The sequence below is a fragment of the Variimorphobacter sp. HTMS_6 genome (genome assembly GCF_059717775.1).
The window spans coordinates 1,530,010-1,545,140 of sequence record NZ_AP046094.1 but is presented as its reverse complement, the minus strand read 5'-3'; the positions used below and the strand labels follow the sequence as shown (position 1 = coordinate 1,545,140).

Here is a 15,131-nt window from a genome sequence, read left to right as displayed (position 1 = left end):
TGTAAATAATTACATGTTTTAGCTATATTAGGAGTTTAATAATACGCAAATTAAAAATATAAAAGTAACGGTAGGAAAAGACAGTGGAGATATTAGTATTAGGTAATGGTTTTGACCTCACTCATGATCTTCCCACAAAATATTCTGATTTCTTAGAATTTATCAGAGTAGTTCGAGAAGTTATTGAAAAAGGTAATGATAAAGTACATTGGGGCAAGTTAAATAAATGGATACAGGTATTAATTCAAACAAATCTCGACAGTTGTTTTATTACAAGCCCTGAAAGTAAACATTTTTGGTTGGACTTGGTTGGTAATAATATATGGGTTGAGTATTTCACAGGAACCAAATATTAATTAAAGAAGGCTGGATAGACTTTGAAAGTGAAATTGCATCAGTAATAAAATCGCTTGATGAAGATATGAATGAATCAGATAAAAAAAGAATTTCATTACATAGTAATATGGGAAACCTCAGTAATCCATTTTTGGCAGAATATTATAGCGATTATACATTTGTTGCACAATTTATAGATAGTGTTAATAGAAATATCACATTTAAAGAAATTCGAGATAGGCTATTTGACGACCTTAATAAGTTAATCAAGACTTTAGAATATTACCTTATAGAGTATGTTAACAAAATAGAGATTGAAGTTGTGTCACCAGATATAAAGGATTTAAATCCCGATAAAATTTTAAGCTTTAACTATACAGATACCTATAATAAACTGTACGGAAAAGGGAAACAGATAGAATATGACTTTATTCATGGACGAGCAGAACAACATCATTCAATTGAGGATAATAGATTGGTCTTAGGTATCGATGAATATTTGTCAGAAGACAGAAAAAATTTTGATGTTGATTTTATAGCATTTAAAAAGTACTTCCAAAGAATTCATAAACAGACAGGTTCCCTTTATAAGGATTGGGTATATGAGGTACAAGCGGAATATCTTGATTATATAGAAACGCAAGAAGAAGCAAATGGAAGAATGCATAGTTATCCGGGCGATAGCCTTCATTCAATGATTAATAACATAGCAGCACTTACTATAAAAAAAGTAATAGGTTTGAAATTACATAACTTATATATATTTGGACATTCCCTTGATATAACAGATAAAGACATTCTGCGTGATTTAATTCTAAATAATAATATACAAACGACAATCTTTCATCATAGTAAAGAGGTATATGCTCAGCAGATTGCTAATTTGGTAAAGGTTATAGGTCAGGAAGAGCTTATCCGAAGAACAGGTGGTCCGGGTAAAACGATAACTTTTAAACAACAAAGATCAATGGAAAAGAGTAATTATTAGGTGTGTGAGGAAAATGAAATGAATAAATCAGTCTTATTTGGTAACGGGATAAATATAGCTTTTAGTGGTAATTCTGATTACTGTAACTATAAAATTATTGAACGTTTATTACAAGTCTTAGACACAGACAAGTTCCGCGAGGTCTTTTTAAATACAGTAGAGCCGTCAGAGATAAAGGCAGTTATCATTGGTTTAAATGAACAATTTAAAGAAATGTTAAGAGGAATAACGGCATTTAGGTGGACAAGTGATGCAGAAGATATGAAGATTTTACTTGAAATAATATCTCGTTACAAGGGTAAATCGCCCGATATCTTAGAAGTGGGCATGGAAGATTATTTTTATGTAATGAAATGGTTTAATAACAAGTTCGGTGCTGATGCATTGCCAGAGCATACAATCTTTGATGCCTTGAAGTATATCTTCTTGGATGCCATCTATAACGAGGGGAAGATAGAAACACTTTATACAAATATGGATTGCCTCAGAAAAGAACTAGATTGGTATGATAATATCTTTACTGTTAATTATGATACTAATTTGGATAAGCTGACAGATAAGCCAGTACATCACTTGCATGGTTCATTCGATGTTCTAGATGATACATATAGAGAAGAAACCATCAATGGGTATATAGCAAAACATAAACCAAATCCACCAACATATATCAAAGGGTTGGAGCATCTGTATTGTAATGCCATTATGGGGTATTCCGGGGCTTATAAGAAAGGCATTATGGATTTGTATACTAATGGAAATTTTGGGTTGAGCCAGATGATAGAAAGATACAATAATCCTTTAGATACAGAATTCCATACAAGATTTCAACAACTAAGAACATCGATTGATGAAAAAGAAATATATGCTTATAATTCAGTATTTGCGAAGTTAACGCATCCAGAACTTAGTCATTCTGAATACCCTTTTCCATTTTTTGAGAATCTAGTCGGTGATTTATATATAATAGGCATGTCACCAAATAATGATGTACATATCTTTGATGCCATAAATAATAATCTAGAGATTAGGAAAGTCATATATTATGCAGCCAATAACGAGGATACTGATGCAGCACAGAAAGTAATAAAAAAACCGAAAGAGATAAGGAATGTTCATAAATATTGGAAGTCATTAAAAAATAAGTAAGCTTCCTCACAAAACAATGAATAAAGAGTTTTATGAATAGGGGAAAAGTGGATTATTGTATTTTATATTTACGAGTAAAGCTATCAAAGGAAAATTTGAATTTGCAAAGAGAAGTGGTCGAAATATGGTATTAAGAATACCTTTTTAATAGGAATGAAAACTATATTCCATAGTTTATTGTATTAATTAATGGTTTCATTATATTTAATAAGCCATGATATTCAATAGAATATTTTGGCTAAAGGATTGAAATTGACAGCAGAATGCATTTATTCTTATCAATATGTGTATAAATTTCTGTTGTGGCAATACTTTCATGCCCCAGTATTTTTTTTAAAGAGCAGTTATCAACGTGACCATAATTATATTAATGTGACTATAAGATAATTGAGAAAAAGATATTTTAACGATAATTTTATAATTTCTCAACTTCCCATTAATATTTATAATGCATTCCCATAGGGCATTTGAAAAGGGTACCAGCTTTCAGGCTGATGCAATAATAATTCTAAAGCGGATAATTATGATTATATAATTTTTTAAATAAAAATGGATGCTGTCAATATTAGATGATGGCGTCCATTTTTTATCTATAATTCTCTGCCGAGTGTATTAAAGGTAAAATATGGTTAATAATTTAAATGCCGAATCAGAGGAGTAGCTATCCTATCTTGCCGGTTGAAAAAGCATCGAAAGAAAAAATGTGTAACCTCAGTTCTGGAGAAGCTCTTTTCATAAGCAATAAAAGATGAATTATTAAATTTTTATAAAGTCGTATTTTTTTATGCAAAACAGAAATTTTCTATCATACTATTTGAGATTTTAATTTTAAAGAACATGAGAGGAGATTAATAATGAGGAAACAAAAATGTACGTTAGTTCTTGTTAATGGTTTTACCATGAAGATTATAAGGAGCAATACTAAACATCTTTGTATTAGAATAATACCGCCGGACGGGGAAGTACATATCAAAGCGCCAAATTTAATGTCAATAGACATGATACAAAATATACTTGAGTCGAAACTTGATTGGATTATTAATCAACAACAATTTATTCAGTTGTCAGTAGATAAAGGGAAATGGATTAAATCTCATTATATACATATAGAAAACAATGAAAGCTGTATTTATAAAAACAAAACAGATCTAAATCTACAAGATATGGAATAGGAGATATATGATAAAAGATAAGTTTACACCTATAAAAATGCCTGTAGGCAAAAAATATGGAAGTGATTATTTCGTTGTAAACAGTTATAAAGTTGGGCGAATAGTTACCTTATATAGTAATCTTGAATATAAAAACTGTTTAACCCTAGAAGCTAATCCAGAAGTACTAACTTTCTGTGAGCAGCCATATAAAGCTGAAATGTTTATAAGTGGTAATAAAAAAGAAACTATTTTTGATATGTGGGTATTGTACAAAAATGGTCTTGAAGAATTCCAGGAAGTTAAATACAGCGATGAGCTAATTAATTCGCAAAACATTAATTATATACGATGTACTGAGCAAGTAGACTTCCAAAGAAGATGGTGCAAGCTAAATAAAATACCATACACAGTGAGAAATGAAGATGATATAGAGAAAGGTCGACATCATATTGAGAATATATCTCATATTTGCTCCTGCATTAAGAGATATGATCATAGTTATGCGAGATCTTTTTATGACCGCATCAGCAGCACTTTAAAGCAAGATGAATATACACTAGGTAGCTTATATTATAATATGGCTCTTCAGCTATATTTTAATGAATTCCTATCAGTAATTTCATTTGCTTATTATGACGGTTTAATAACCCTAAATTTATTTGATAAACCCTTAGATAATAACACGGAGGTAAAACTGCTTGGCAAATAAACAATGCAACTTAGCAAAGCTATATGAGCAACATAAAGAATGGAAATCTGTAAATGTGGAATGTTTATCTGATCTAGATAAACAAACATTTCAAAGCAGAAAACTTGCGGTTGATATGTATATTAACGGTAAAACTTTAAAAGAAATTGAGGCAACCACTAATATAAAAGCAACAAAATATTTAGGTCTAGTAAAAAAGTGTCTTCAATTAGACGAACATGGAATAATGTTAGGGTATACAGCTTTAATCCCATATAAACACCTTAAGAAATATGAGAGAAAACAAGAAGTGAAAGATAATTCTTCAAACTACACAGGTGCTTTATCACAATTATTTGATAAGCACCCATCATTAAAAGAAAGAATAGATGATCTTTTTCTTCAAAGAGATAAAAATATTTTAGAAAAAAATATGAGACCAAGCATTATATATGAAAAGTTTAAAAGTCAATGTAAAGAGTTAGGCATAAAAGAAAATGAATACCCTTTTAACACAAATAATATGGGTAAACGTTCATTTTATGAATACCTCAAAAATTTGGAAAAGCAGATAGCTAATGAAGCTATTTATAGGTACAATAAAAATTCTATTCAAAAATTCAACTCTACTGGTATAGGTATAGCAACAAATTATGAACGTTTGCGCCCTTATAGTAAGGTGCAGATAGACGGTCATAAAGTTGATCTGGAAACAACAATCAGATTAGAGGATGAGAATGGTGATATCTGTTATGTACCGATCAAGCGATTTTGGTTGCTGACATTAATAGATGTAGCTACCAGAACTATTTTAGGCTATCATATGACGATTAAAGATGAATATGACCGGTTTGATATTCTACTTTGCATACAAAATGCTATTGAACCTAGAAAAAGAATGAAATTTACGATTCCTAAGTTTCAATACCCAGAAGGTGGTGGCTATCCTTCTTTCGAAATTACTGAAGCCAAATGGGCGGTATTTGATGAAATAGAACTGGATAATGCTTTAAGTCATCATTCTCAGTTAGCAGTATCTAAAATAACGGAATACTTAAATGCTGCAATGAGTTTTGGACCAGTTTCTACTCCGGAAAGACGAGGTATTATAGAAAGATTTTTTGGTGTATTAGAAGAGAAAGGATATCATCGGGTTGTATCAACTACTGGATCAAACATAAATGATGCGAGAAGAAGACAGAGTGAAGAAGATGCAATTAAGTTTCAAATAACCTTTCAGGAAATCGTCGAACTAACAGAAGTATTAATTGCAAATTATAACCTCACTCCACATTCCATACTAAAAGGTTTTTCACCGCTTGAGATTATGAAACAACGAATAGATCGTGGACTACAACCATCATTACTTGAGGAAGCTAAGCAAGAAGCTTTTGCGTTATTGCAATATTCAGAGACTCGACAAGTAAGAGGATCTATTAAAACAGGCCGCCGCCCATATATTCAATTTGAAGAAGCAGAATATAGAAGTGATGATCTATCTTATAATTATAAATTGATAGGTCAAAAAATAACAATATTAATTAATCCGGAGGATCTGCGGACTCTTATTGCATATAAAGAAGATGGTTCAGAAATAGGAAAATTGTATGTCGTTGGTAAATGGGGCAATACGCCACATACATTAAAACAACGAAAAGAAATTACAAAGTTTTTCAAAATGAATCATATTACTCTAGGACCTTTTGATGATCCGGTATCAATTTATCATGATCATTTACAATATAGAGCAAAAGATAATAAAGCTGCCCGAAACAAACTAGGTTACTTACAAAATACTATGGGTAATAAAAAAAATTTTCATACTCCCAACAGTGTTCTACCACAGCAGCACCAAGAAAAGTCAGATAATGAATCAAGTAATAACGGATTATTGTCAAAAGAGGAATTACTTGCTTCATTTAATTCAAATGAAATACAAGCATTATATACCAAGGAAGGATGATAAGTATGATAGTAAGACCTTATTTACAACATAGTGAACACCCATTATATGATAGTGATTATTCGATCAATACTAATGAGATTAATGGGTTATTTAGTAATGTGACTAAATGGATTGATAATCAAGTTCCAGGTGCAATAATATATGGAGCAGCGAGACTTGGTAAATCAAAAGCTATTGATTGCATCGAGACTATGCTTCAAAATAAATATGGAGAAAAGCTTCCTATTTTTCGGATGAACATGACATCCCATATTATAAATGAAAAAACCTTTTATGAACAGTTTCTACATGATGTTGGTCATGATATAAAAAGGGGAACAACTTACGAAAAAAAAGAAAGATTGATTAATCTTTTCATTTATAGTGCCTTGGAAGCAAATAGTAAGAAGATTATCTTATTTATTGATGAAGCAAATTATTTGGAAGAGAAAGAATATGCCTGGTTAATGGATATTTATAATAGACTAATGTTAAAACATATTAGGCTCACAACGTTATTAGTTGGAACAAATGATATCCTTAACAAAAAGTTACAATTTATTAGAGACGATCTTCAACAATTAATTGGCCGGTTTATGGTCTTTGAATATCATTTTCATGGTGTTAAATGTTCCCTAGATTTACAAAAATGTCTTGCATCATATGACTACATGCTCAAATACCCCTATGATAGCGATTGGACTTATACGAAATATTTCTTTCCTGAAGGTTATGAAAAAGGTTATCGTTTAAGTGATGATGCCGCGACATTATTCAGTTGTTTTGAAAAAATCAGTAGAAATGTAAGCTTAGAATCAAAAATCGAGATACCTATGCAATATGTTATCTCGGCAATTAATAATTGCTTAAAATCCTATGGAGCTGACGGAGATGATTTAGATAAACCTGGTTCTAAGGAATGGTTTAAAGCAGTTGAAGATTCAGGATTTTTACAAGCTGAAAGAACCATGTTGAGTATTCAACTAGAAAATAAAAGAGATAAAAAGAAGAGTAGGAGATAAAATGATAATATGGGATAACCAATGGTTATGGAAATACGAATCTGTTTGGGGATTTATTAATAAACTTGAATATGCAAATCAAGTCAATGATGTAGATTTAAAAAGTGATTATCCTTATTGTAATAAGGAGTTAAGGATGAAAAAAGATATAAAAATGTATAATATGGAAAGATTTATGATTAATTATCAAGAAATCACATCACACTTAGGTGTCGATATCATTGATAAGCAGAAGAGAAGCATAAATGATATTCTATATCCATTCACATTAAATAGCTTTTTTACCTCAGATTATAAAACCTTATATAAAACAAATCTGTGGTTCAAGAAAGAATTGTGTTATTGTCCGGAATGTATTAAATTAGGATATCATAGTTTACTTCACCAATATATATTTAATAATAATGAATGTTTCATACATAAAATAGAATTAAATAATTGTTGCCCTGAATGTGGTAATCCAATTCCATATGCACTATCAAAAGAGAATAAATATCCATTTACGTGCAGTTGTGGTCACAAATTATTTGATTTGCAGTTTGATGAAGCTTATAATATTTGGTTTAATCCTATTGAAATAACAGAAAAAAGTGTGAGGGGTAATATTTTAACTTCTATGGCAATCATTATTCCAAAATTAATTTATAATCGTGAGATTATTACTCCCAATTTAATAGATACTGTAAGCTATATATATAGTGATCTCAATAAAAAGCCAAATTATAGCTTTGTAGTTCAAGATAATAAAAAGAATGAGGATAACATTTCCAACCATGACAAATCAAGCAATTTAAGTACTGATGCAGATATTGACATTGTTTACTGGAAAGCAATTCAGATAGCTGGGAGACATATTCGAAGATTTAAGAAGTTAAAAGATATAAAGAAAATCTATAATTTATCAAATACAAGGTTACAGCTGAATTATTATGATAAAGAAACAATTGCTTATTTTATTTGGGTAAAATATTCTGAAGGTGTTTCATATATAAATTTAATCCATAGTTTATATATGAAACAACGTAGACTTCATTCTTATAGTATTGGGAGGGATGAGTGGCTACCAAAGCATATATTTAATGAATTAGGGCATTTAGATAATTTATATCATAAATTTCCGACGGATAGAAAATTATTCATATACCATAATGTTATTTATAGGTTATTTATTCTAAGGCTACTAAAAACCTATGACTTAATTCTTGAACAAGTTACGTTGGATTATGAAGAGTTTAATAATGTAATATTGGATGATTATTATAATCATTTCCGGAATGACATAGAAGATCCTAATTCCTATATATTAGAATTAAACGATGATTACGGAAAATTATGGTGTATAGCAAATGACAATTAAGATTTAAAAAGAATGGCTTGTATCTATTCAAATAGTGCAAGTCTTTTTTGTATGTTATGATAGAATAATTTTATGTTCATCGGCATTTTACCAGAATTACTTCAATCTACGGGATATTACCAGATTTACTTACCTAGTTACGGGATATTACCATATTCTCTTCATATTAATACGGGATATAACCAGTTTTACTTCCAGAGTTACGGCTTATTACCATATTTGGTTCAATATATAGGTATATTAGATAGAATATTCATGTAAATAATATAGTAGCACTAAGTATGAATAAATAGTTGATGGTTAAATTCCGGTTGTGATAGTATTAATAAATAATATATTACCAGATTCTCTTCAAAAATATTACCAGATTTACTTCCTCAGACAAGGATTGAAAGTGGTTTCACATTAAAATACATCCAACTATTCGTTAAACTTAGGTTTTGCGAATAGTTGGATGTATTGTCATTATCTACATGAAATTTATAGAGAAAACTCTTCTTTTGATTTTTGCATACTATCTAATTTTCTAGAATCATTTTTTTAATCACTACTCCAGATTAATTATAATTATACATCAAAACAATTGGATTGTGTATTTATATACTATCATTCAGTAAATTTATTATAATGTTCTATGACTTATACCTGTCATTTTACTTATTTCTTCAAAAGTAAATTTATCATGTAAGCTTAGCGCATCTTTTAATTGTTTAGTTGTATATTTCTTTGGTTTTCCTATAATATTTACTTTGTTTTCTATATTATGCTTACTTTTCTGAAGGCCTGTGCACCTATTATAATATAAACGATCATTTTCATGTTATATAGCATTTCTATTAAAAAATCATTAATAAATTGACCAAAACAACAATCAAACAAACTTCCTTTTTTTGATTTGAATTATAATTTTTAATTATAAGATTTATATTTGGTTCCAGAATAAAGTTTCCTATAGATGCACTCTAATTGTATCAAAACAAACTTATTTTTAGAAATTTCACTCCAAAGTTTATATTTAGACTTCTTCTCTCTTGGATTTTTTTGACATTATTAACCTTATCTGAGCTTCTTTTTCCTTTGCAATATCTATATAAATATGATAAATTTGATTTTCATCACCATTATCAAATTTAATTCTTTGATATTTTACAAAAATATTATTATATTCCTTATCAATTATATCATAGTAAAGTGGCGAATTCTCAAATTCCCGAGTCTCTAATAAAGTTACCTTACCTTTCATTTCATTATTCATATCATTCTCAAGATATTGACAATATCTTTCATATGCTTTTGTTGAATTTAAAGCATTACCATAAATCAACATAAAGGATATTGGAAAATGCGCTATATTATTACCTATTATTTTACCGATATGATCCCTGAATACTGTTTTAGACGTTTTATCCTCCAAAACAAATGCTTCTACGATACATTGTGGCTTTCCTCCTTGTAAATAAGCTGTTAGATCAATTTCAGCACTAGATCTCTTTTTGCCAAAGGTATATCCCGTTGTTGCTGATTTCTCTTGATCATGTACAGACAAGTCAAATGTCTCTGCAAATGCTAAATTATACATTTCACGAAATAGTTGTGTCACATAATCCTCATATAAACGATATTTTTTTTCATAACTGTCACTGTCATTTTTAGTATTTTTAGCATCTGTTTCATTTACCTTACTATCCTCAACAAGAAGTTGTGGTCCATAATGACTAAGTGTATAACAGGTTTTCATCACTGTATCAAGCAATAATACATATTCCTCCATTTGCAACGAAGATATATTCCTACTAAGATAATAGATACGACTTTTTGACCTTTGTTCCATAGATTTAAATCTGCAAAGCATATCGGCCATTTGCCGGTCATAAGACTCATCAGACACGCCCCCTATACTATTGCTTCCTTCACCCAATATAGTCTCTTCCTTTTTCATAAAATCATCAATTATAAGTTTTAACTGATAACTGCTATTATATTGATAAATTTGATCTGCAAAGTCCTCTCCTAAAAGAGCCTTTTTCTGTATCTGTAGAATACAGTATTTTTCCTTTTCTTCTTTTGACCAATGTAAAATTTCTTCCTTTTCGATGATTAAAGCTATCCTACTAAACTTAGTATTGAGTTCTCTAAGTTCTTTATTATTATCACATGTTAAAGATTTATTTTTTCTTATTTCATCTATACTTCTAAATAACAAGATAAGATAATTTAAAAATACAGAACTAGAGTAACGTATATTATTTCTTCTATTTATTATATTCTCCCAAATTGTAGCTGCTTTATCATAATCCTTATATATATCTACTTCCATGTAAACAATTGCTTTGAAAAATTGATCATCTCCATTTATGATGTCAGTATATTCACCTTTTACATATGATAGTCGACTTAATTGCTGGACGGCTTGCTGATAAAAAACTGCACTAGGATTACATTTTCGTTCATCTAAAATATGAAGGTGATTTTTCAAATTACTTTCCACAGCTGGATATAAGCACTCAATCTTATTATTTAGAACTAAATCAATTGCATGTTGATTACTAAAGACATCCAAAGAATTTTGTTGTTTCTTCTGATCAATTTTTTTTCTCAATTGTTCTCTAAATATTGTATCCTTGCAGGCATCAAAGTATATTATTAAATCCGGTACTTCTGCATTCAACATTAATTCCATCAAGGGATGAAAAATCTCTTTCTCACTGTCTATAATTTCAATGCTTCTTCGTATCGGTCCCTCGGAATGAAATATTTGAATGTTAGAATAATCAAATAATCGTGAATCATGTTTTAATAAAGTTTCCAAACATTCAATAATTGCATCTCTTATTGGATCACAATTTCCAATGTGCATTTCGTAAATATCGCAAAGAATGGTTAATAGTATTCTATATTGGTGTCTAATGACATATAACTCATCTTGCTCCTTATTTCCATATATATGAATAGGCATTAACAGATTTCGCCTATCTTCACTGGTCTTCTTTCCAATTATATCATCATAAATATCATTCCAGATGTCAGGATATATATAATCCACATCCATATAATTAGCATAATTCACTTTAACAGACTGGAAAATAAGTACATATCCACCTAGAATTATTTTCTGCATTCGTTTAAAAACCGGTAATATTTTAAATTTATTTTTTTTATAGAACCATTGTTCCATACAAAAATTTATCAAATGATATGCACGCGTCCAATTAATAACATTATCTTGTGATAATAAGGTTTCAAAATAGTCACATATTTCTCCACACATTATTTCAAAACGATTTTCATCTGAACAAATTAACCTAACCACTCCATCTAATACTTTCCAATAGATTCCATAAATTTTATTTCCATTGCTTCTCATTAAGGATTTTTCTGCAAGATATAATAACAGCATAGCCATTTCTTTAGAATTTAATGGTGAGATAAACTTATCAGCATCCTGGAGTAACCCTCTCATAATATCAAGATAGCAATCTACATAATTAACCAAATGATCATCTTGTTGACCTATATTAGTCAACAAAAGCCTGAATCCGATGAACTGTGTATTATAATGAAGACATAGTTCCAAAACATTTTCTGCTGAATTTAAAATAATCTGGTTAGTAATACCCATCATATCATATGCATTTAATATCGGCTCCAATATCTCAAACTTATTCTCCGAAAGTAAATGTAAGTGGTTATACACCATATATAATATTAAATAAATGTCAATTTCTCGATTGCTTAAAAGCTGATGATATTCAAAACCTCTTCTCTCAAAATCAGTAGTATTAAAAGATCTGTTCTCAGAAAATAATCTTGTATTAACATTATTTTTTACATAGTCCTTGTTCTGCAAAATTTGTTGATGAATAATAAATTTTTCTTCAGTTTCTAATGTTGGTACTGAGTATTTTAAAACACATTCATCTAAAATTATATTTAATAATTCTTTCTGTTGATCCCTATTTAAATAATCCATAATGCCATATGTACCATTTACAGTCCTGGCAATAGACAGCCATATATTAAAACCATTACTTGATGTATGGTCAATGTTAAACAACCATAATTTTGCTAATGCTTCATTAATATTTCTATCCCATGAATAATTATTCCAAATATAATATTTTCCTTCTATTTCCTGTAAGTAACCTTTATCCACAAATTCATGCAAATAAGGTGTACCTGGATAAAGATTTTTCCACTTCATAATATATAAATTCGGATTAACGATTTCAATAAATGGTATCAATTCTTCCTCTTTCTCCAAAAGCCATAAAAAAAACTCTATTATTTCACCTTGCTCATAGCCATCAAGATTTTCACCTTTAAATGGATTAGATTTACGAATAGGAATTTCCCATCTATTTAGAAATACTGATATCCAACCATTATTTATTAAGTCCTGTAGGGTATGTTGAAATTGGGGATGGATTGACTTGTAATTCTGATACAAAATTTTCAATTTTTGAAGTGAATGAAAATCATAACCTAAAATATCGGCTTTATTATAAAACTCTGCTAATATATCACTCATAGGATAATTCAAGCAATTGTATTCTATTGAATTTCTTTCTGGTAGTAGCAAATATTTTCTAATATTTTCAATTACTTTTTCTTTATTCCATAACGGTATTTTAGATTTCATTTTCATCCTCATAATCTTTCTTATTTTCTCTCTAGATTGTGGTTTTGATGTCAGCAGTGAAGTGCTTTTTTTATTTGAGTATATTTCTCACTAAGCCTTTTATCGCTGAGCAATATGTTTCATAGCACGGAATACATGTATACTCATCCTTTGGAATAAAGAATGTGTAATTGTCCCATTTATTAGCACTATCTACCTGGTTCATTAAGCATTCCATAAAACTGTGGCCAATAAGAACCGTCTGCTCTATCTGACAGAGAGGAACAATTTTTATATGGCTATGTATATAATCTCTTACAGCCACCGAATCCTCTAAGTCTTTCTCACTTAACTTATCAAACACTTTTTCATATACTATATGCCTTGCAACTGCAGCATCTTCCAGAACAACAACAACACCAAATATGTCATTTTGGTCAAACGTGTTTTGTAGGGCATAGTGACCTTCTAACAAATCAAGTATTCTTTGATATATCTGCAGAATATCATCTGCATAAGTACTGGTTTCTTTCTCGATTTCTTCTTTATCAAACTGACGCATTTTTAAGTTCGGTACCAGAGCTTTAGTATCAAACAATAATGCATGAGCATCTTCCTCAACTAAAATATCCGGAGTCCGAATTAGGCGCTTACCAATTTTGTATTCAAACTCTCTACTAATCCATGTAACCGAGTCAAGCTCTCTATAAATTGAATACAGGTACTCTTCGATTACTTCTTTTCCCAGTTTTCTTCTAAGCGAATTGTTACCTAAGGTCAATCTATTCAACAACGACTCTGTTATAGCATTTACAGTAAGGTATGGCGAAGGAACGTATGAGCAAATCTCTCCTTCAATTATCGGATATAGATACTGAACCTTTAAGCCGTAGTAGTAATCTAATACAATTCCGTTATACTGTCCTTCTAACAGCTCTTGATATTTTTCTTTTGTAACCTGTAGATGTGAATATACTTTTGGTATAGAAAATGCTTTTGTGAGTCCAATACCACACGCCTCGTTCCCCAGTTGCTTTTGTCCATCAATACTACATGTCAAAAATACAATAAAAGCAAATGCCTCAAATAATCTATATTCTGTTCCGAACGCTTTCTGAAACTCATGTTCCATATCCACATTTTCATTCTTAAAGCTGAAGAAGAAATCGTAACGGAACATTTTCTGCAAAAATATACCCTGTGTTGGAAACTGTTGTATTATCGAAATCATCATATATATATCTGCGTAGATTCCATTTTGTTCTGCAAGGGTCAATTCAGGATGCCAGTAGTTTCTTAATAGAGTAATAATTTCTGCAAAAACCTCACCGCCTATTGTTTCTGTAGCGCTTGGGTCATCATATATTACAGAAAATGCAGCAAAAGCCTCTAATTCCCACGGCATGATGTTCTGTTCTAACATATATTTGGTAGATACTTCTGACGTACTCATAATCCGAGAAGCAAATCTCTGGCAAATACACATCTTACTATCAAAAGTATACTCTCTCAATCTCTCTAAAAAAGAAAGGTCAGAATGCGTTAAAGTCATCTCTTCTTCGCACATTAGTTATCCTCCCTTGGACATATACCTTACATATTTTTTGCCTTGCCAAATCAGTCATCGTTGGGTAAATACCATCCATGTTCGCGATGTGCAGGATAACCATATTCTTGTCCGTCCCATTTTCTTTCACCGATAGCATTGTCAAACTTAGGGAGTAAATCCCACAGTTCTCCTCGATATTCGATATCCAAATCAGGATTCAAATAATCTGACTGAACTTTATCTCTTTCGGCCTGAAGTTCTTCTAATGTGGCGCTTTCAAACCAACTATCACTATAATTACATCCCATAGTAATCCTCCTTCGTCGTC

The 15,131-nt window shown here is 30.3% G+C and carries 11 protein-coding genes; 8 read left to right on the top strand and 3 right to left on the bottom strand.

The window, feature by feature from the left end; all coding sequences use genetic code 11:
• Positions 1-83 precede the first annotated feature (83 nt).
• The 8 genes from AC6IWN_RS06890 (at position 84) to AC6IWN_RS06855 (ending at position 8,636) form a co-directional block, all read left to right on the top strand.
• Entirely contained in the window at positions 84-356 is a 273-nt protein-coding gene (locus tag AC6IWN_RS06890; RefSeq protein WP_497991634.1) for an AbiH family protein, read from the top strand.
• Entirely contained in the window at positions 350-1,324 is a 975-nt protein-coding gene (locus tag AC6IWN_RS06885) for an AbiH family protein (protein ID WP_497992184.1), read from the top strand. The genes AC6IWN_RS06890 and AC6IWN_RS06885 overlap by 7 nt, the downstream gene beginning before the upstream one ends.
• Positions 1,325-1,342: 18 nt before the next feature.
• Positions 1,343-2,470: a hypothetical protein gene (locus tag AC6IWN_RS06880; protein WP_497991633.1), complete on the top strand. Its 1,128-nt coding sequence runs from the start codon at positions 1,343-1,345 to the stop codon at positions 2,468-2,470.
• An 854-nt stretch (positions 2,471-3,324) separates the two neighbouring features.
• Positions 3,325-3,642: a YgjP-like metallopeptidase domain-containing protein gene (locus tag AC6IWN_RS06875; RefSeq protein ID WP_497991632.1), complete on the top strand. Its 318-nt coding sequence runs from the start codon at positions 3,325-3,327 to the stop codon at positions 3,640-3,642.
• Positions 3,643-3,649: 7 nt separating this feature from the next.
• Positions 3,650-4,333: a Tn7 transposase TnsA N-terminal domain-containing protein gene (locus tag AC6IWN_RS06870; protein WP_497991631.1), complete on the top strand. Its 684-nt coding sequence runs from the start codon at positions 3,650-3,652 to the stop codon at positions 4,331-4,333.
• Complete coding sequence (locus AC6IWN_RS06865) at positions 4,323-6,275, top strand: TnsB C-terminal domain-containing protein (RefSeq protein ID WP_497991630.1); 1,953 nt, start codon at positions 4,323-4,325, stop codon at positions 6,273-6,275. Before AC6IWN_RS06870 ends, AC6IWN_RS06865 begins: the two co-directional genes overlap by 11 nt.
• A 5-nt stretch (positions 6,276-6,280) precedes the next feature.
• Positions 6,281-7,279 (top strand): AAA family ATPase, encoded by a 999-nt coding sequence (locus AC6IWN_RS06860; RefSeq protein ID WP_497991629.1) that lies wholly within the window; start codon positions 6,281-6,283, stop codon positions 7,277-7,279.
• 1 nt (position 7,280) lies between these two features.
• Complete coding sequence (locus AC6IWN_RS06855; protein WP_497991628.1) at positions 7,281-8,636, top strand: hypothetical protein; 1,356 nt, start codon at positions 7,281-7,283, stop codon at positions 8,634-8,636.
• A 1,015-nt stretch (positions 8,637-9,651) separates the two neighbouring features.
• Here the strand turns inward: AC6IWN_RS06855 and AC6IWN_RS06850 are convergent.
• From AC6IWN_RS06850 to AC6IWN_RS06840, 3 genes are all read right to left on the bottom strand, one after another.
• Complete coding sequence (locus tag AC6IWN_RS06850) at positions 9,652-13,275, bottom strand: hypothetical protein (RefSeq protein WP_497991627.1); 3,624 nt, start codon at positions 13,273-13,275, stop codon at positions 9,652-9,654.
• Between the two features lie 70 nt (positions 13,276-13,345).
• Positions 13,346-14,821 carry a hypothetical protein gene (locus AC6IWN_RS06845; protein WP_497991626.1) on the bottom strand — a complete coding sequence of 492 codons (1,476 nt, stop codon included), beginning with the start codon at positions 14,819-14,821 and terminating at the stop codon, positions 13,346-13,348.
• 50 nt (positions 14,822-14,871) lie between these two features.
• Positions 14,872-15,111 carry a hypothetical protein gene (locus tag AC6IWN_RS06840; protein ID WP_497991625.1) on the bottom strand — a complete coding sequence of 80 codons (240 nt, stop codon included), beginning with the start codon at positions 15,109-15,111 and terminating at the stop codon, positions 14,872-14,874.
• Between the last annotated feature and the right edge of the window lie 20 nt (positions 15,112-15,131).